Origin of the sequence: Stenotrophomonas maltophilia (assembly GCF_013464485.1) — a bacterium.
Taxonomy (GTDB): domain Bacteria; phylum Pseudomonadota; class Gammaproteobacteria; order Xanthomonadales; family Xanthomonadaceae; genus Stenotrophomonas; species Stenotrophomonas maltophilia_AW.
Genome location: NZ_RAUX01000036.1, coordinates 51,579 through 68,278 on the forward strand (window position 1 = coordinate 51,579; position 16,700 = coordinate 68,278).

Below are 16,700 nucleotides of genomic sequence, written 5' to 3' on the forward strand. Positions count from 1 at the left end.
CCGTTTCCTGTAGAGCCGAGCCATGCTCGGCTCAATGCGTGTGAGCGCGGCAATCAACAGAAAACGAAAACGCCGGGCAGAGCCCGGCGCTTCGCACCCCGTCTGGTGGAGAGCCCCCCTTTGTTAAGGGGGGCGCGCCAGCGGCGCGGGGGATAGGTGAAATGCGTGGGCAATTCACCGGAGGTGGATCAGTTCTGAGGAACGACGTTCCTCAGAACTGGCCACCGAACGTGAATTGCAGCCGTTCGATCTTGTCATCGTCTTCCTTCTTCAGCGGGAAGGCGTAGCTGATCGAGATCGGGCCGACCGGAGCGCGCCACAGCAGGGCCACGCCGGTGGACACGCGCAGTTCGTTGGCCTTGAAGTTGTCCACGCCGTTGTAGACGTTGCCGAAGTCGACAAAGGCCGACACGCGTGCCGACGGGCTGTCGAACAGGCGCGGGAAGTAGGCTTCGACCGAACCGACGGTTTTCAGCGAACCACCCAGCGGCTGGCCTTCCGGATAGCCGTTGGTGACTTCGCGCGGGCCGAGGGTGTTGTCTTCGAAGCCACGCACCGAGTTGGTACCGCCGGCGTAGAAGTTCTCGAAGAACGGCAGGCCGCTGGCGGTTACCGTACGGGTGGTGCCGTCCGGGTTGGTCAGCGTGCGGGTGTAGTCGTTGCCATAGGCATCACCGTAGCCCACTTCTGCACGGGTATTGATCACCAGCGACGGCATGATCGGCCAGTACTTGCTGATCTGGTAGTTCAGCTTGTAGTACTCGATGGTCGAACCCGGTAGCGTGGTCTCCAGGCCGATGCGCTGGTAGGTACCGCGGGTCGGCATGAAGTAGTCGTTGCGTGAGTCGCGCGCCCAGCCCAGTTCGGTGCGCCAGGCGTGGAACGTGCGCTTGCCCACCGCATTGATGTAGTCGATGATCGACTGCGGGGTCGAACCCTGGTAGGTGGTGATCTGGTTGCTGTCGATGCCGAACATCAGCGAGACGGTATCGGTCTCGGTGATCGGCACGCCGAACACCACCTGCGCCGAACCATTGGTGCTGTTGTACTGCGCGGTATTGAAGTCGGAATAGTCCAGCTCGCGCCAGGACAGGTTGTAGCCCAGCGACACGCCGTCATCGGTGAAGTACGGGTTGGTGTAGCTGAAGCCATAGCGCTGCAGGTAGCTGCTGCGCGAGGCTTCGACCGAGACGCGGTTGCCGCCGCCCAGGAAGTTGTTCTGCGACAGCTGCACCGAGGTGGTCATGCCATAGGACTGGGAGTAGCCCAGGCCGAAGACGAAGCTGCCGGACGTGGTTTCCTTGACGTTGTAGACGACGTCGACCTGGTCGTTGCTGCCGCTGACGGCCGGGGTTTCCACGTCCACCGACTCGAAGTAGCCCAGACGCTGCAGGCGGATCTTTGAGCGGTCGATCGCGGCCTGCGAATACCAGCTGTTCTCGAACTGGCGCATTTCGCGACGCATCACTTCGTCGGAGGTGCGCGTGTTGCCACGGAACAGGATGCGACGCACCGACACGCGCGGGCCGGGCACGACCTGCATGTTGATCGCCACGGTCTGCTCGGGACGATTGGTGGTCGGAATCGGGTTCACCTTGGCGAACGCGTAGCCGATGTTGGACAGCGAGTTGGTGATGGTATCCGAGCTGAATTCCAGCAGTGCACGCGAGAACGTGTCGCCGGACTTCTGGATCACCATGCGCTCGACGTCTTCCTGCGGGAGGATGGTGTCGCCGCTGACCTTGATCTCAGAAATCTTGTACTGCGCACCCTCGGTCACGCCGGCGGTGAGGAACATGTCGCGCTTGTCGGGGCTGATCGACACCTGGGTCGAATCGATGCTGAAGTCGACATAGCCGCGGTCGAGGTACCAGGAGTTGAGCTTTTCCAGGTCGCCGGACAGCTTTTCCTTGGAGTACTGGTCGTCACGGCGGTACCACGACGCCCAGTTGTGCTCCTTGGACTCCCAGGTCTCCAGGATGTCCTTGCTCTCGAACTTCTCGGTGCCGACCAGGTTGACGTGACGGATCTTGGCCGCCTTGCCTTCCTTGATGGCGATCGCGATGTCCACGCGGTTGCGGTCCAGCGGGCTCACCGTCGGGGTGATCTCGACGTTGTACTTGCCGCGGTCGTTGTACTGGCGGCGCAGCTCCTGGGTCACGCGGTCCAGGCTCAGGCGATCGAAGGTGCCGCCCTCGGTCAGGCCGATGTCGGAAAGGCCCTTGAGCAGCTGCTCGGACTTGATGTCCTTGTTGCCGGTCACGGTCAGCTTGTTGATCGCCGGGCGTTCCTTGACGGTCACCACCAGGATGCTGCCCTGGCGGTCCAGCTGCACGTCCTCGAAGAAACCGGTCTTGTACAGGGCGCGGATGGTCTCGCCGACCTTGTTGTCGGTGACCGTCTCGCCACGCTCCACCGGCAGGTAGGTGAATACCGTGCCCGAGCTGATGCGCTGCAGGCCATCCACGCGGATGTCGCTGACAGTGAAGGGCTCGGCTGCCTGGGCCAGGGCGGGAGCGCCGGTGACGGCGGCGAGGGCGAGGGCCAGCAGGCGGCGATTGGGGAGTCGCGTCATGTCACGTCCGGTAGGAAGGTCGATTTCATTGGTGCGGGATGCCGACGCTGTAGACGGCAACAACGTGGAAAAGTTCATCGCGGGACCAGGCCGAGGATGTCGTTGTAGAACGCCAACCCCATCAGCCCGGCCAGCAACGCCAGGCCAATGTACTGGCCGGCGGCGATGGCACGCTCGCTCAGCGGGCTGCCCTTGACCAACTCGATAAGGTAATACAGCAGGTGGCCGCCGTCCAAGATCGGGATCGGCAGCAGGTTGATGATGCACAGGCTGAGTGACAGCAGGGCAAGGAACTGCAGGAACCAGTCGAGGCCGCGCTTGGCCGAGATGTTGGCCACGCGGGCGATGGTGACAGGCCCGGAAACGTTCTGCAGCGAAGCCTTGCCGGTGATGATGCGGCCCATCATGCCCAGCGAATCGGCAGCCAGGCGCCCGGTTTCGCGCACGGCCACGGTCACCGCGTCGAGCGGGCCGTAGCGCAGCAGGGTGTCATAGGGAGGGCTGAACGAGGTCGGGAACTGCACGCCGATCTGCCAGATCGGCCCGCCCTTGGAATCCTTGCCCTGGCGTGGGGTCACTTCAAGCGCTAGGCGCTCGCCGCCGCGCAGGACTTCGATCATGCCGGGGCCACCGGCGCGGCCGAGGGCCTGGATTTCCCCGATGACCTGATCGGCGCCGTCGATGCGCTGCCCGTCGATGGCCACAATCAGGTCACCCGGCTGCAGTTGCCCGGCCACGACCGAATCGGCGGTCAGCGACTCCACCTGGGCCGGCTGCAGCCATGACTGCCAGTACAGTCCGGCCAGCACCGGCACGCGCCGTTCATCAAAGCCGGGCGGCAGTTGCGACAGCGGCAGGGTCCGTACGCGTACCTGGTCGGTGGGGTCCAGTACCTCGAGCTTTACGTCGCGACGGTCCATCGCGGCGGCGGTCAATGCCATGCTGGCCTCGCCCAGGGTAACCACCGGGCGTTCGTCCACGCGCAGCACGCGATCGCCGCTGGACAGGCCGGCGCTGGCGGCGATGCCGGTGGCGCGGCCGACAGTGGGCGAGTAGTCCTGCTTGCCGATCACGAACATGGCCCACAGCAGCAGGATGCACAGCAGCAGGTTGGCGAGTGGTCCAGCGGCGACGATGGCAATGCGCTGCCACACCGTCTTGTGGTTGAAGGCCTGGCCACGCTCGTGCGGGTGTACTTCAACCTCGCGTTCGTCGAGGAACTTGACGTAGCCGCCCAGCGGGATGGCAGCGATGGCGAACTCGGTGCCGTGCCGGTCGCGGCGCGACCACAGGGGGCGGCCGAAGCCGACCGAGAAGCGCAGTACCTTGACCCCGCACAGGCGCCCCACCCAGTAGTGCCCGAACTCGTGGAAGGTGACCAGCAGCCCGAGGCTGACGATCATCCACCAGACCGATCCGATGAAGTCAGTCATGCAGGCTCACATTGGCGGGCAGGGGCGGCGTCGTCATGCTGGGCGAGGCGGTCGTTCAGGCGGCGGCGATGGTGTTCAGGGTCAGCTGGCGTGCCCGCTGGTCCGCGGACAACAGGACCTCCAGTGTATCGGCTGGCTGGGTCGGCAGTGTTGAAAGAGCGTTAGCAACCAGCGCCGGGATGGTCAGGAAACCGATCCGGCCCTGAAGAAACGCTGAAACCGCCTCCTCATTGGCGGCGTTCAGTACTGCCGGCGCGGTGCCACCGGCCTGCATCGCCTGCCAGGCCAGGGCCAGACAGGGGAAGGCATCGGTGTCCGGGGCCTCGAAATCCAGCCGGCCCTGGGCCAGCAGGTCCAGCCCGGCCACGCCCGATTCGATGCGCTGCGGCCAGCCCAGGCCAACGGCGAGGGTGGTGCGCATGTCCGGCAGGCCCATCTGTGCAAGGGTGGAACCGTCGACGAATTCAACCAGCGAATGGACCAGGCTCTGCGGGTGCACCAGCACCTCGATGCGCTCACCGGGGACGGCGAACAGGTGATGGGCCTCGATCACTTCCAGGCCCTTGTTCATCAACGTCGCCGAATCGACCGAGATCTTCGGGCCCATCGACCATTTTGGATGTGCAACAGCCTGGGCCGGGGTGACCTCGGCCAGCGCTGCGCGGCTGCGGCCGCGGAACGGGCCACCCGAGGCGGTCAGCAGGATGCGGCGCACACCCGCGCCGTCGGCACTGGCGTCGCGCGAGCGCAGGCACTGGAAGATCGCGCTGTGTTCGCTGTCGATCGGGATGATTTCGGCGCCGGCGCGCTCGGCGGTGCGGGTCAGCAGTTCGCCAGCCAGCACCAGGGATTCCTTGTTGGCCAGCAGGATGCGTTTGCCGGCGGCAGCGGCGGCCAGGGTGGAAGACAGCCCGGCCGCACCGACGATGGCGGCTACCACAGTGTCGCAGGCATCGCTGGCGGCCAGCTGGTCCAGCGCGGCATGGCCGGCATGGGGCTGTGTGGCCAGCCCTGCCTCGCGCAGGCCGTCGCGCAGCTCCGTGTACAACGACTCATCGGCGATCACCGCATGCGCAGGGCGATGCTCGCGGCACAGCGCCAGCAGCGCCTGCACCTGGCGGCCGGCGGCAAGCACGGTGGCCTGGTAGCGCTGCGGGTGGCGGGCGATCACGTCCAGCGTGGAGGCGCCAATCGAGCCGGTGGCGCCGAACACGGCGACCCGGCGCAGGTCTGCGACAGCATTCATGGTCAGAACCCGAAGATTTCCTTGCCCAGCGCGAACACCGGCACGGCGGCGAGGACGCCATCGACACGGTCGAGCACGCCACCATGGCCCGGAATCAGGTTGCCCGAGTCCTTGGCACCGGCGTGGCGCTTGATCAGGCTCTCGAACAGATCACCCAGCACCGAGGCGAACACCGCCACCACCGAGGTGATCAGCAGGCCCGGCAGCTGGCCGACGTCGATGCCGGCCAGCCAGCCCAGGCCCAGGGCCACGGCGACACCGGCCACCAGACCGCCGAACAGGCCTTCCCAGGTCTTGTTGGGGCTGATCCGCGGCGCCAGCTTGTGCTTGCCGAAATGGCGGCCGGCGAAGTAGGCGCCCGAATCGGCTGCCCAGACCAGCGCCAGCGCGGCCAGCAGCCACAGGTGCCCCTGCTGGCCCGGCGGATCACCGCCGGCGTGGATCAGCACCAGCGCGGCCCAGGCCGGGACGATGGCCAGGGTACCGGCCAGCATCTTCACGATGCGCGAGGGGGCTGATGGCTGTGCGCCGAAGTTGAAGAATCGCAGCCAGACCAGTGCGGCGAGCCACCAGGCCACACCGGCCAGCGTGGTGATCTGGAACAGGACCAGCGTACTGCCATCAGCCCACACCAGCAGCACCATCAGCAGCAGGTTCAGCACCAGCAGCACGGTGCGCGCGAGGGTGTCCTCGATGCCGGCCAGCTTCAGCCATTCCCACAGGCCGATCAGCAGCACGGCAGCGGCGGCAGCGGCCAGCCATTGCGTCGGCAGCAGCAGGATCGCGGCAATGGCGACCGGCGCCATGATCAGCGCGGCAAGGACTCGGGTCTTGGTCATGGGCTGGAAGTCTCGGTGGCCAGTGCGGCGATCTGGGCGCTGGTCAGGCCGAAACGGCGCTCGCGGCTGCCATAGGCGTCCAGCGCCTGCTGCAGCTGGCTGGCATCGAAGTCCGGCCACAGTGCCTCGGTGAACCACAGCTCGGTGTACGCCAGCTGCCACAACAGGAAATTACTGACGCGGGTATCGCCACCGGTGCGGATGAACAGATCCGGCGGCGGCAGGTCGGCCAGGGCCACCTGGCTGCCCAGCAGCGATTCGTCGATCTGTTCGGGCAGCAGGCGCCCTGCCGCGACTTCCGCGGCCAGCGCGCGCGCGGCACGGACGATGTCCTGGCGACCGCCGTAGCTGGCAGCGATCGACAGGGTCAGGGCAGTGTTGTCTGCAGTGCGCTGTTCGGCCAGCTGCATGCGGCTGACCAGTCCGGCACCGAAGCGTTCGCGCTCGCCGATGAAGCGCACGCGCACGCCGCGCCGATGCAGCTCGTCCACTTCGCGGTCGAGCGCGCCGAGGAACAGCTTCATCAACGCATCGACTTCTTCCTGTGGCCGGCCCCAGTTCTCGCTGGAAAACGCGAACAGGGTCAGCGCCGGAATGCCCAGTTCAAGGCAGCGCTCGATGGTACGGTTGACCGCGCGCGCGCCGGCACGATGGCCGATCACGCGTGGGCGACGGCGCTGCTGTGCCCAACGTCCATTGCCATCCATGATGATGGCAATGTGGCGGGGCAGGGCGGCCGGCAACGGAGGCGGGACTGAAGGCATCGACTTCAGACCGACAGCAGTTCTTTTTCCTTGTCGGCAACAACCTTGTCGACGTCCTTGATGTTGGCGTCGGTCAGCTTCTGGATGTCGTCTTCGCCGCGCTTCTTCTCGTCTTCGCTGATCGCCTTGTCCTTGACCAGCTTGGCGATTTCCTTGTTCGCATCCTGACGGATGTTGCGGATCGCGATCTTGGCGCCTTCGCCTTCCTTCTGCACCTGCTTGGCCAGCTCCTTGCGGCGCTCTTCGGTCGGCGGCGGCATGTTGATGCGGATCGCGGTGCCCAGGGTGTTCGGGGTGAACTCGGCGTTGTAGAGACCCTTTTCGATCTCCTTGATCATGCCCTTGTCGAACGGGGTGACCAGCAGCGAGTGGGCGTCGGCGTTGGAGATCGAGGCAACTTGGTTCAGCGGGGTGCTGGCATTGCCGTAGGCGCTCACCGTGACGCGGTCCAGCAGGGCCGGGGTGGCGCGCCCGGTGCGGATCGAGGTGAGGGTGTGCTTCAGAGCGTCGATGCTCTTGGCCATGCGCGTCTGCGCGTTGTTCTTGATGTCGTTGAGCATCGCCCGGTCCTGGGTGTAACTGGAATCGGGCGATTATAGGCGAATACGGGACGCTGCCGGGCCTGAATCGGCCCGGTTGTCGCCTCGCGCTCAGGCTCAGGCCGGGTCGCGGCCCTGGACCAGGGTGCCGATGTTCTCGCCGTTGAGGATCTTCAGCAGCTCGCCGGGCTGGCCCATGTCGAATACGCGCATCGGCAGATCGCTGTCGCGGGCCAGCGCGAAAGCGGCGGTATCCATCACTTCCAGGCCGCGGCGGATCACCTCGTCGTAGCTCAGGCTGTCGAAGCGGACTGCGTCGCTGTGCTTGTTCGGGTCCTTGTCGTACACGCCGTCGACCTTGGTAGCCTTCAGCAGCAGGTCGGCGCCGATCTCGATCGCGCGCAGGGCGGCGCCGGAGTCGGTGGTGAAGAACGGGCTGCCGACGCCGGCGGCGAAGATCACCAGCCGGCCCTTTTCCAGGTGGCGGATGGCGCGGCGGCGGATGTAGTCCTCGCACACATCGTTGATCTTGATCGCGCTCATCACGCGGGCCTTGGCGCCCAGCTTCTCCAGCGCGTCCTGCATGGCCAGGGCGTTGATGACCGTGGCCAGCATGCCCATCTGGTCGCCGGTGACGCGGTCCATGCCGCCAGCGGCAAGGCCGGCGCCGCGGAAGATGTTACCGCCGCCGATCACCAGCGCCACTTCGGCACCGGCCTGCTGGGCTTCGATGACCTCACGGGCCAGGCGGTTGATGATCTTCGGGTCGATGCCGTAGTCCTCATCTCCCATCAGCGCCTCCCCGGACAGTTTCAGAAGGATGCGGCGATAGGCGAGCTTGGACATGGGGACCTCGGGTGCGTGGAAATCGCGGGCGATTCTACGCGCATGCGGCGTCGGGCCAAAGTGTTTTGTGCACTGCGGCGCAAAATCCTGGCGTTTGCCCCGGTCACGCGGGGCGTTCCGTTCAGCCCAGCTCGGCGCTGGCAGTGGCTGACAGCTCGTCGTGGCCGAGGGCGCCCGGGGAGCGGGCGATCACCCGGTTGCGGCCGAGGTTCTTGGAGCGGTACAGCACGTCGTCGGCGGCGCGCAGCAGGTCCTGTACGTCGGCGAAGCGTTCGTACCCGCCCTGGGTGGCCACGCCGGCGGAGAAGGTGACGAACAACGGCCCTCCCTACAGTTCGGCCATCGGCGTGGCGACGATGTTGGCCAGCACCCGGCGGATCACGTCCAGAGCCACGCTTTCGCTGGTATTGGGCAGCAGGGCGACGAATTCCTCGCCGCCGAAGCGGGCCACGGTGTCACTGTTGCGCAGCTGGCCCTGCAGCTTGCCGGCAAAGGCGCGCAGCACCTCGTCGCCGGTCAGGTGGCCGTGGGCGTCATTGATCTTCTTGAAGTCGTCCAGGTCGATGAAGGCCACCGACAGGGGCCAGCCCTGGCGCCCGGCGCGCAGGAACTCCTGTTCCAGTACCGCTTCCAGCTGGCGGCGGTTGAGCACGCCGGTCAGGGCGTCGCGGTGGGCCTGGTCGGCCAGGCGCTTGGCCCGGGCTTCGAATTCGTCAGCGCGACGGCGTGCCTGATCGGCATCCTGCAGTTCGCGCAGGTTGCGCAGGGTAGCCAGTTCCTGGGCGTGGTCGATCAGCTCCCGCACCCGTGAGGGCGAGTTCAGGCCGGCCTCGAACAGGCTGGCAATGTCCGGCAGGGCCTCGCTGATGCGCGCCAGCACCTGGTCGAAACGCGCGCTGTCGAGCTCCAGGCGGTCATGCACCTGGTGCAGAGCGCGCTCGCGGGCGGCGTCGGCGTCATCATCCAGCCAGATGTCGGCGACAGCGCCGGACAGCTGCACGCAGGCCTGGAACGGCGAGTCGGCAGCGTCGTCGTCCTCGCTGTGGCTGATGCTCTCCACCAGATAGCGCGGCAGGCTCCATTGCTCGGCCACCCACGCGCCGACATCGGCGTGGCTGCAGCCGAGTGCGTCGCGCTCGCGGGCAACCAGATCCGTGTTGTCACGGGCTTCGCGCAGCAGCGGCAGGTAGCGCTCCGATTCGGCCTGGGCCAGGCACAGCACGCCCAGGTCCTGCAGCAGCCCGGCCAGCATCAGTTCCTCCAGCCGGCGCAGGCCACGGGCCTGGCCCAGCTGGCTGGCGGCCAGTGCGCTGAGGATGCTGCGTTTCCAGGCGCGCTGGCGCAGGTCGTGGTCGGCACCGGCGCCGCCGGTCAGGCCCTGGGTGACGGTGAAGCCAAGCGCGAGGCTGATCGTGGCGTTCAGGCCGAGCATGGTCAGCGCCTGGCCAAGGTTCTCGATCCGGCGGCGGCTGGCGTAAAGCGGCGAATTGGCGATGCGCAGCATGCGAGCACTCAGCGCCATGTCGATGGCGATGATGTCGGCGGCGGTGGCGATGTCCGCTTCCGGGTCCTGTGCCAGTTCGATGATGCGCAGGGCAATACCGGGCGGCGAAGGCAGGTTGCGGCAGAGCGCCAGGGCAGCTGTCAGCTCGGGAGGCATGTCGGGTCGTTCAATTCCATTGGGACAAGAATACCTAGGAATGCATCACAGTCCGCGATTTTCGTTCCTGCTAGGTGACTGTCGATTCCCTGCGCCGAGTATCGGCTTGATTGATGCGTAACGCAAAGGTACCGATGTGCGCACCAGTGATGCGCACCCACACGCCCGCCGGCATAAAAAAAGAGCCGCGGTTTCCCGCGGCTCTTTCTGGTCGTCTTACAGCCGGAAGGCTGGAATCAGACCTGCATCGCCTTGGCAACTTCGGCGGCGTAGTCTTCCACCACCTTCTCGATGCCTTCGCCGACGATCAGCAGCTTGAAGCCTGCCACGTCTGCGCCAGCGGCCTTGACCACCTGCTCGACGGTGGTGTCGCCCAGCACGTAGGTCTGGCCGTACAGGGTCACGTCGCTGACGATCTTGTTGATCTTGCCGCTGATGATCTTTTCCAGGATCTCGGCCGGCTTGGCCTTGTCCTTCTCGGACATCTTGGCCAGCTCGATTTCCTTTTCCTTCTCAACGAAGTCGGCCGGAACGTCCGATGCCTTGTTGTGCGGCGGCTTCAGGGCAGCCACGTGCATGGCCAGGCCACGGGCCAGTTCGACGTCGCCGCCGACCAGATCGACCAGCACGCCGACCTTGCCGTTGGTGTGGACGTAGGCGCCGATGGTGTTGTTGCCGTCAACCTTCACCATGCGACGGATCTGGATGTTCTCACCCAGGGTCTGCACGGCGGTGGCGCGGGCTTCTTCAACGGTGCGGCCGTCGGCCAGCTTGGCAGCCTTCACGGCTTCGACGTCGTCGGCGCCCGATGCCAGGGCAGCGGCGGCGACAGCGTTGACGAAGGACTTGAAGTTGTCGTCGTTGGCGACGAAGTCGGTTTCCGAGTTGACTTCGACCAGCACGGCCTTGCCGCCGTCCTGGGCCAGGCCCAGGCGGCCTTCGGCGGCCACGCGGTCAGCCTTCTTGTCGGCCTTGGCAGCGCCGGACTTGCGCATGGCTTCAGCAGCAGCGTCGATGTCGCCGTTGGCTTCGGTGAGCGCCTTCTTGCATTCCATCATGCCGGCGCCGGTGCGCTCGCGCAGTTCCTTGACCAGGGAAGCAGTGATTTCCACGGGATTACCTCACGAAAGAAAGGGGTTGGGCCGGCATGGTGGCCGGCCCGTGTGACACGGTCCTGTCACGCGCCGAAGGCTGCGCGCAGGGAGGGTGGACGCCGGGCGTCCACCCCGGGGCCTGGATCAGGCCTGGGCGTCGTCGCCCTTCTTGGCAGCCTTCTTGGCCGGAGCGCGGCGGGCCGGCTTCTCTTCGCCTTCAGCAGCGGCTTCGGCGAACTCTTCCTCACGCACCGAGGCGGCGTGCGGAGCAGCAGCCTTGCCTTCCAGCACGGCGTCGGCAGCAGCGCGGGCGTACAGCTGCACGGCGCGGATGGCGTCGTCGTTGCCCGGGATGGCGTAATCAACCAGTTCCGGGTTGTAGTTGGTGTCGACCACGGCGATGACCGGGATGCCCAGCTTCTTGGCTTCCTTGATCGCGATGTCTTCGTGGCCGATGTCGATCACGAAGATGGCGTCCGGCAGGCGGTTCATGTCCTTGATGCCGCCCAGCGAGGCTTCCAGCTTGTCGCGCTCGCGACGCAGGCCCAGCACTTCGTGCTTGACCAGCTTTTCGAAGGTGCCGTCGGTTTCGCCGGCTTCCAGTTCCTTCAGGCGGGCAACCGACTGCTTGACGGTACGGAAGTTGGTCAGGGTGCCGCCCAGCCAACGCTGGTTCATGAACGGCATACCGCAACGCTCGGCTTCTTCACGGATGGTTTCGCGGGCGCTGCGCTTGGTGCCCAGGAACAGGACGGTGCCGCGCTTCTGGGCCACCGACGAGATGAAGTTCATCGCGTCGTTGAACAGCGGGACGGTCTTTTCCAGGTTGATGATGTGGATCTTGCCGCGGGCGCCGAAGATGTACGGGGCCATCTTCGGGTTCCAGTAGCGGGTCTGGTGGCCGAAGTGGACGCCGGCTTCCAGCATCTGACGCATGGTGACCTGGGGCATTGCAATACTCCTGATATGGAACCAGCGATTCCGCCCGCGGGGATAGGTATGCGGGACGCGTGGAAGCGCGATCGGTTCCGGGGTTGGGCTTCCCTGTTGCCTCCGTGGCCGAACTCCTTGCGGAGCACCCCGGCACGGATGGGGGCAGCAGGTGTGGATTCACCGGTGACGTCCGGTGTGGACGGCTTCCCGCGCACGCAGGCTGCAGGAATCCGGTCGATTATAGCCCGCTCGGCGCGTTGGCTGCAATTGCCGGGTCCGGTGCGGTCAGATCGACCACGCGGCCATCCTGCAGCCTGGCCTGGAAACGGCCACCGGCATAGCCCTCCGCTCGGGCGGGCAGGGGCCAGCGGCGCTCACGGCCGGCCAGCAGATAGCCGGCCAGGCCCGGCAGCAGCAGGGTGCGCCGGCCGTCGCTGGTGATGTAGGCGAGATCGTTCAGGCGTGCGTGCAGGGTACCGGTGTTGCTCAGTCGCAGGAAGGTATGTGACTGGCCGGGTTCGATCCCTGCATGCAGCCGCGGCTGGGTCATCGGTATGGCGTGCCCGCGGAACAACGGCAGCGAGTACCGCTGCAGGCCTGGCGTAGTGGGGGCCAGCACGACCCGGTAGGCCTGTTCGCCGGCAACGGATGCCGGTTGACGAGGCAGCAGCCAGATGCGCTGGCGGACGCCGGGCGGGATGTCGAGCCGGGTGGGGCTGGCGAGAATCTGGTCGGTGGCGCGAAGCAGTTCGGCGTCCACCTGCTGTTCCCACACCAGCATCTGCACCTGGCCCTGCCAGCGGCCGGGGCCGGGGTTGAAGACCCACAGTTCACTGCGTCCGCCCTCCGCAGGCAGCTGCAGGGTCGTCGGCAGCAGGTCCAGCGCGGCAGCGGGCAGCGCCAGCAGCAGCACCAGCAGGGTCAGTAGTGCGCGCATCAGTAGATGACGGTCACGGCCGATGCCGGGGCTTCGTCCTGGACAGGCGGCGCGAGCTCGCGGATCTGCGGGGGAAGCTGCGGTGCATCGCTGCGCTGGTGCGGCGCCGGGCAGTGATTGCTGCCCGGCGCATCGCCGCAGCCCTCGACCACGGTCAGCCGGATCTGCAGGGATGTGCTGCCGGGATCGGCCCACGCGGGCGTACTGGCGACCAGCATCGCCCCGATCAGAAGTGCGCGAACCACCTGCCATCCACCGTGCTGTAGGACCCGTTGCGCGGTATCGGCAGGATGCGCCGGAACTGTAGCGTCGACTGTCAGTCGACTGCTCCTGGCGCAAGCGTGATGCGCGCATCCACGCATGGCGTGGATCTAGCGAACCCACCCCGGTGGCTGCCGACCGTTGGTCGGCACGCAGATCAGTAGGTGATCGTCACCTGCACCAGGTCACTGTAGGTGCCCGCCGGCGGTTGGCCGGTGACTGGCGGCACCCGGCCATGGATCGTCAGCTGCTGTGCGCTTCCCGTACCGGTGCCGCCAACGGTATCCACCGTCAGGGTGTTGCCCCAGCGCTGGGTGCGCGCGGCATCACGGTACAACTCGTAGGTAAGGTAGTAGGTGCTGCCGCCGATGGTGGTGGCCATGCGCCGTGTGTTGGTGGCGGTGGGGTTGTTCTGGCCGTTGTTGAGGCTGACCTGGTAGGCGGTGTTCTTCAGGCAGGTCAGGGTCAGCGTGGCGGTCTGGTCGATGTTGGCGGGGATGCCGCCGGTGACGCTGCCGAAGTTCATGTTGGTGGTGACGTAGCTGCCGCACTGCGGCAGCACGTTGGCTGTCGCAGTGAAGCTGAACGCGTTGCTGGCGCTGTTGGTACCGGTGGCCCCACCGTTGCAGGTCGCCGGCACGGTGGCATTGCCGAGCAGGACTTCGTTCCAGGCCCAGGTCAGCACGACGTTGGCGCCGTTGAAGGTGCTGCTGTATGCCCCCGACGCCAGCACCTGGTTGGCAGGAATCTGCGCGAACAGCTGGGTTACCTGTGCACCGCTGCCGCCGGTCAGCAGTGGCACGTTGTAGGTCATGGTCAGCTCCTGCGCCGGTGGCGTGCCGCGCGGGGCCAGGCCGGTCACCTGGCTGAAGCTGGAGGTGTTGTAGAGCTGGAAGTTCATGCTGTCATTGGTGGTGGTTTTCAACGTTCGCCAGCTGGAACTGCTGCCGCCGCCACTGCCGGCACCGATGCCCACGCACACCCGCACGCCGGTGGTGGCCAGCAGGCTCAGCGCAGCGGTGGTGCAGGTCACCGTGATGTTGAGCGTGCCGGAGGTCGCCCCGGGCGCGTTGCTGTTGACGTTGCCGAACGGTAGCGTCGGGTTGGCGACGGCGGTGCAGACCGCGGTTGCGCGCGCCGGAGCCGCCACCAGCAGGCCGGCGATCAGCAGAAGTCCAGACAGCAGCGCCCTCATGGCGCCACCTCCGGGACACATCGCAGCGGTGCCGGTTTCGGCCGCGCGCCAGCGGCCACCACCTTGGGCGGGTCCGGCACCTTCGCCCTGCACTGGCCGCGGCTGGTGGTGATGTACAACGTGCTGCCGGTGGCCACGTCCTCCAGATAGAGCAGGCCGTCATAGCCCACCGTGGTCTGGCGGCCATCGGGCAGCTGCACCTCGCTTCCCACTTCCAGCGGCTGCCCATCCATCGCCAGCATCGCCAGGCTCAGCGAGGGCCGCGAACGCAGTTGGAAGGTGACACGGGTGCCGGCGCGCTGGCGTGGCGTCACCCAGTCTTCGATGCGGTCGGCGCGCATGTCTTCGGGCAGGTCGAGGGTGTCGATCGAGACCCGGTTGCGCTGCCAGGACAGCAGCGGGCTGACCAGCAGCAGGCCGCGATCGTCGGTCACGCCGATCAGCCGGTTCTCCAGCCGCACCGGCACGCCGCCCACGCCGTTGGTGCTGATCACCGCGAACGCGTCGGAGACCTCGCGGGTTGCGAAGGCATGCCCGCCCATCCACACCAGGCTGCCGCTGGCGCTGGCGTAGGCATGGTTCAGGCCGCCCTGGCGCGAGGCGCCAAGCGAATAGCGACCGACGTTGTTGAGGATGCCGACTTCGGCGAGGCCGCCGGTGCCATCCTCGCCGTGGCGGACCTGTGCGCGCCAGCCGATGCCGCCGGCGCTGCCGTCGCCGGGCACCGGCTGGGTGACATCGGCCACCCAGCTCTGGCTGTCGCCGTTGCGCTGGCTGGACAGGCTGGCCTGGCGGTTGTTGCCCAGGCTGGCGGTGACCGAGAGGTAGACGCTGCGGTCATCGCTCTCGTCCAGGTTCTGGTTCACCGACAGGTAGGCCGACCAGCGTTGGCTCCAGCTGCGCGACCAGAACAGGCTGGCGTAGCGGTTGTCCTCGCCGTCGGGATAGCGCAGGCGCAGGTAGCTGGCGCTGAGTGTGCCCAGCCGCAGCAGATCGGCGCCGACCGTGGCCTGTTCGCTGATGCTCGGCGGCAGGTTGCCCTGCAGCGCGCCCAGGTCGCGGTAGTCGCCGTGGCTGCGCACGCTGCGCAGGTTGAAGTTGAAGTGGCGGTTGTTCCAGCTGTAACCCAGTGCCCATTGCCCGCCCTGCAGGCCGTGATGGTCGCTGCGCGCATAGGCGGCGTTGAACACGCCCGCTCCGCCGAGCAGCCACCAGCCGCCGATGCCGGCCTGGACCAGGCCACCACCGCCTTCGGCATGGGCTTCACCGGTAAAGGTGTCGCTGACGCCGCCGCGCCAGCTGGCACTGGCCACGGTGCGGTCGTCGTAGGCGAAGGAGCGCTGGCCGAAATCCTCACGCAGGCGGCCAACGCCGACCGACCAGTCCGACAGGCCTTTGGCCAGCAGTTGCTGCGTGCCGTAGAAGCTGAAATCCAGTGTCTGCATACGGCCGAAGGCATCGGTGACCACCACCTGCGCGCTGCCGGTGCCGCTGATGCCGGGCTGCGCGGCCAGCTGGAACGGTCCGACCGGTACCTGGCCGCTGTACTGGCGCAGGCCGTCGACATACAGCTCGACGGTGGACGGTACCACCGCCTGGCCGAGGAAGCTGGGGGTGGGTGTCAGCACGCGATAGGGCTGCAATCCGTAATTGCGGCCGATCTGCAGGCCACCCAGGCGCACGGGCCGGGTCCAGTCCACGAAGCCGCTGTAGAAGTCGCCGACGTCCAGGGTCATCGCCCGGTCGGGGAAGTCCAGGCTCCACCGGGTGTCCAGGCGCACGCTTTCGCCACGCCAGCGGTGATCACCGGGTTGCTGGTAGCGGCGGCTGACCGCGGTGTTCTCGAAGGTGCCGTTGCCGATGCCGAACAGGCGCAGCTCCGAGCTGAGGCTGATGTTGCCGAGCGTATCCACGCGGCTGCCATACACGTCGTAGTTGAACAGCAGGCCCGGCGAGGCGGTTCCGGCCGGTGCGCGTGTCTGTGGGCGGCTGAGCACCGTGGTCGGCAGGGTCAGCTGGTCCAGCGGCACGTCCAGGGCCAGGGTCTGCATGTGCGCGTCGTAACGCACCACCGCCCCGCTGATCTGGTCCAGATAGACCGGTGCATCACCGCTGGCATTGAAGCCGAGCTGGCGCAGAACCTCGGGACTGGCCTGCAGCCGGCCGCGGGATTCGGTGAACGGCAGCAGGCCACGTGGGGTGCTGTTGAGTGAAACGTCCAGATACAGCGTCTGGCTGGCGGTCAATGGCGTCGGCGGCGGCAGGAGCGCGTCGGCCGAGACACCCGAGGCATCGGCAGGGCCGGTGGCTGCCAGCCCGGCCACATCGGCGGCCCCGGTTGCCGCAGGAGCCAGGGCAGCAAGCAGTGCGCCCATCAA

At 66.8% G+C, this 16,700-nt stretch carries 13 protein-coding genes and 1 pseudogene; all 14 read right to left on the reverse strand.

Going from position 1 to position 16,700, the window contains the following annotated elements; genetic code table 11:
* Positions 1-211 precede the first annotated feature (211 nt).
* The 14 genes and pseudogenes from bamA to D7Y61_RS16515 all read right to left on the reverse strand — a co-directional run bounded on the left by bamA (position 212) and on the right by D7Y61_RS16515 (position 16,697).
* Positions 212-2,575, reverse strand: a complete 2,364-nt coding sequence (gene bamA / locus D7Y61_RS16450; RefSeq protein ID WP_180867812.1) for an outer membrane protein assembly factor BamA — start codon at positions 2,573-2,575, stop codon at positions 212-214.
* Between the two features lie 74 nt (positions 2,576-2,649).
* On the reverse strand, positions 2,650-4,008 hold the full coding sequence (rseP, locus tag D7Y61_RS16455; RefSeq protein ID WP_180867814.1) for an RIP metalloprotease RseP: 1,359 nt from the start codon (positions 4,006-4,008) through the stop codon (positions 2,650-2,652).
* Positions 4,009-4,063: 55 nt separating this feature from the next.
* Positions 4,064-5,254, reverse strand: coding sequence for a 1-deoxy-D-xylulose-5-phosphate reductoisomerase (locus tag D7Y61_RS16460; RefSeq protein ID WP_180867815.1), 1,191 nt, complete (start codon positions 5,252-5,254; stop codon positions 4,064-4,066).
* Between the two features lie 2 nt (positions 5,255-5,256).
* On the reverse strand, positions 5,257-6,093 hold the full coding sequence (locus D7Y61_RS16465; RefSeq protein ID WP_180867817.1) for a phosphatidate cytidylyltransferase: 837 nt from the start codon (positions 6,091-6,093) through the stop codon (positions 5,257-5,259).
* The gene (uppS, locus tag D7Y61_RS16470; RefSeq protein WP_180867819.1) at positions 6,090-6,857 is read right to left on the reverse strand and encodes a polyprenyl diphosphate synthase; all 768 of its coding nucleotides are present in this window, start codon (positions 6,855-6,857) and stop codon (positions 6,090-6,092) included. The genes D7Y61_RS16465 and uppS overlap by 4 nt, the downstream gene beginning before the upstream one ends.
* A gap of 5 nt (positions 6,858-6,862) precedes the next feature.
* Entirely contained in the window at positions 6,863-7,417 is a 555-nt protein-coding gene (gene frr, locus D7Y61_RS16475; protein ID WP_014646499.1) for a ribosome recycling factor, read from the reverse strand.
* Positions 7,418-7,513: 96 nt separating this feature from the next.
* Positions 7,514-8,242 (reverse strand): UMP kinase, encoded by a 729-nt coding sequence (gene pyrH, locus D7Y61_RS16480; protein WP_005408745.1) that lies wholly within the window; start codon positions 8,240-8,242, stop codon positions 7,514-7,516.
* A gap of 121 nt (positions 8,243-8,363) precedes the next feature.
* Positions 8,364-9,902 (reverse strand): annotated as a pseudogene (locus tag D7Y61_RS16485) (HDOD domain-containing protein).
* Between the two features lie 236 nt (positions 9,903-10,138).
* Entirely contained in the window at positions 10,139-11,014 is an 876-nt protein-coding gene (gene tsf, locus D7Y61_RS16490) for a translation elongation factor Ts (protein WP_180867821.1), read from the reverse strand.
* A gap of 126 nt (positions 11,015-11,140) precedes the next feature.
* On the reverse strand, positions 11,141-11,947 hold the full coding sequence (rpsB, locus tag D7Y61_RS16495; protein WP_180867823.1) for a 30S ribosomal protein S2: 807 nt from the start codon (positions 11,945-11,947) through the stop codon (positions 11,141-11,143).
* A 220-nt stretch (positions 11,948-12,167) separates the two neighbouring features.
* Positions 12,168-12,866, reverse strand: a complete 699-nt coding sequence (locus D7Y61_RS16500) for a fimbrial biogenesis chaperone (protein WP_180867824.1) — start codon at positions 12,864-12,866, stop codon at positions 12,168-12,170.
* Positions 12,866-13,084 (reverse strand): hypothetical protein, encoded by a 219-nt coding sequence (locus D7Y61_RS16505; RefSeq protein WP_180867862.1) that lies wholly within the window; start codon positions 13,082-13,084, stop codon positions 12,866-12,868. The genes D7Y61_RS16500 and D7Y61_RS16505 overlap by 1 nt, the downstream gene beginning before the upstream one ends.
* A gap of 200 nt (positions 13,085-13,284) precedes the next feature.
* A complete protein-coding gene (locus tag D7Y61_RS16510; RefSeq protein ID WP_180867826.1) occupies positions 13,285-14,322 on the reverse strand; it encodes a Csu type fimbrial protein in 1,038 nt (345 codons plus the stop codon).
* Positions 14,319-16,697 (reverse strand): fimbria/pilus outer membrane usher protein, encoded by a 2,379-nt coding sequence (locus tag D7Y61_RS16515; protein ID WP_180867827.1) that lies wholly within the window; start codon positions 16,695-16,697, stop codon positions 14,319-14,321. Before D7Y61_RS16515 ends, D7Y61_RS16510 begins: the two co-directional genes overlap by 4 nt.
* Positions 16,698-16,700 lie beyond the last annotated feature (3 nt).

Coding starts and splice junctions, on each gene's coding strand:
- D7Y61_RS16500 (WP_180867824.1), bottom strand. CDS start 12,866: ATGCGCGCACTACTGACCCTGCTGGTGCTGCTGCTGGCGCTGCCCGCT.
- uppS (WP_180867819.1), bottom strand. CDS start 6,857: ATGCCTTCAGTCCCGCCTCCGTTGCCGGCCGCCCTGCCCCGCCACATT.
- D7Y61_RS16505 (WP_180867862.1), bottom strand. CDS start 13,084: ATGCTGGTCGCCAGTACGCCCGCGTGGGCCGATCCCGGCAGCACATCC.
- D7Y61_RS16460 (WP_180867815.1), bottom strand. CDS start 5,254: ATGAATGCTGTCGCAGACCTGCGCCGGGTCGCCGTGTTCGGCGCCACC.
- rseP (WP_180867814.1), bottom strand. CDS start 4,008: ATGACTGACTTCATCGGATCGGTCTGGTGGATGATCGTCAGCCTCGGG.
- D7Y61_RS16510 (WP_180867826.1), bottom strand. CDS start 14,322: ATGAGGGCGCTGCTGTCTGGACTTCTGCTGATCGCCGGCCTGCTGGTG.
- D7Y61_RS16515 (WP_180867827.1), bottom strand. CDS start 16,697: ATGGGCGCACTGCTTGCTGCCCTGGCTCCTGCGGCAACCGGGGCCGCC.
- bamA (WP_180867812.1), bottom strand. CDS start 2,575: ATGACGCGACTCCCCAATCGCCGCCTGCTGGCCCTCGCCCTCGCCGCC.
- rpsB (WP_180867823.1), bottom strand. CDS start 11,947: ATGCCCCAGGTCACCATGCGTCAGATGCTGGAAGCCGGCGTCCACTTC.
- D7Y61_RS16465 (WP_180867817.1), bottom strand. CDS start 6,093: ATGACCAAGACCCGAGTCCTTGCCGCGCTGATCATGGCGCCGGTCGCC.
- frr (WP_014646499.1), bottom strand. CDS start 7,417: ATGCTCAACGACATCAAGAACAACGCGCAGACGCGCATGGCCAAGAGC.
- pyrH (WP_005408745.1), bottom strand. CDS start 8,242: ATGTCCAAGCTCGCCTATCGCCGCATCCTTCTGAAACTGTCCGGGGAG.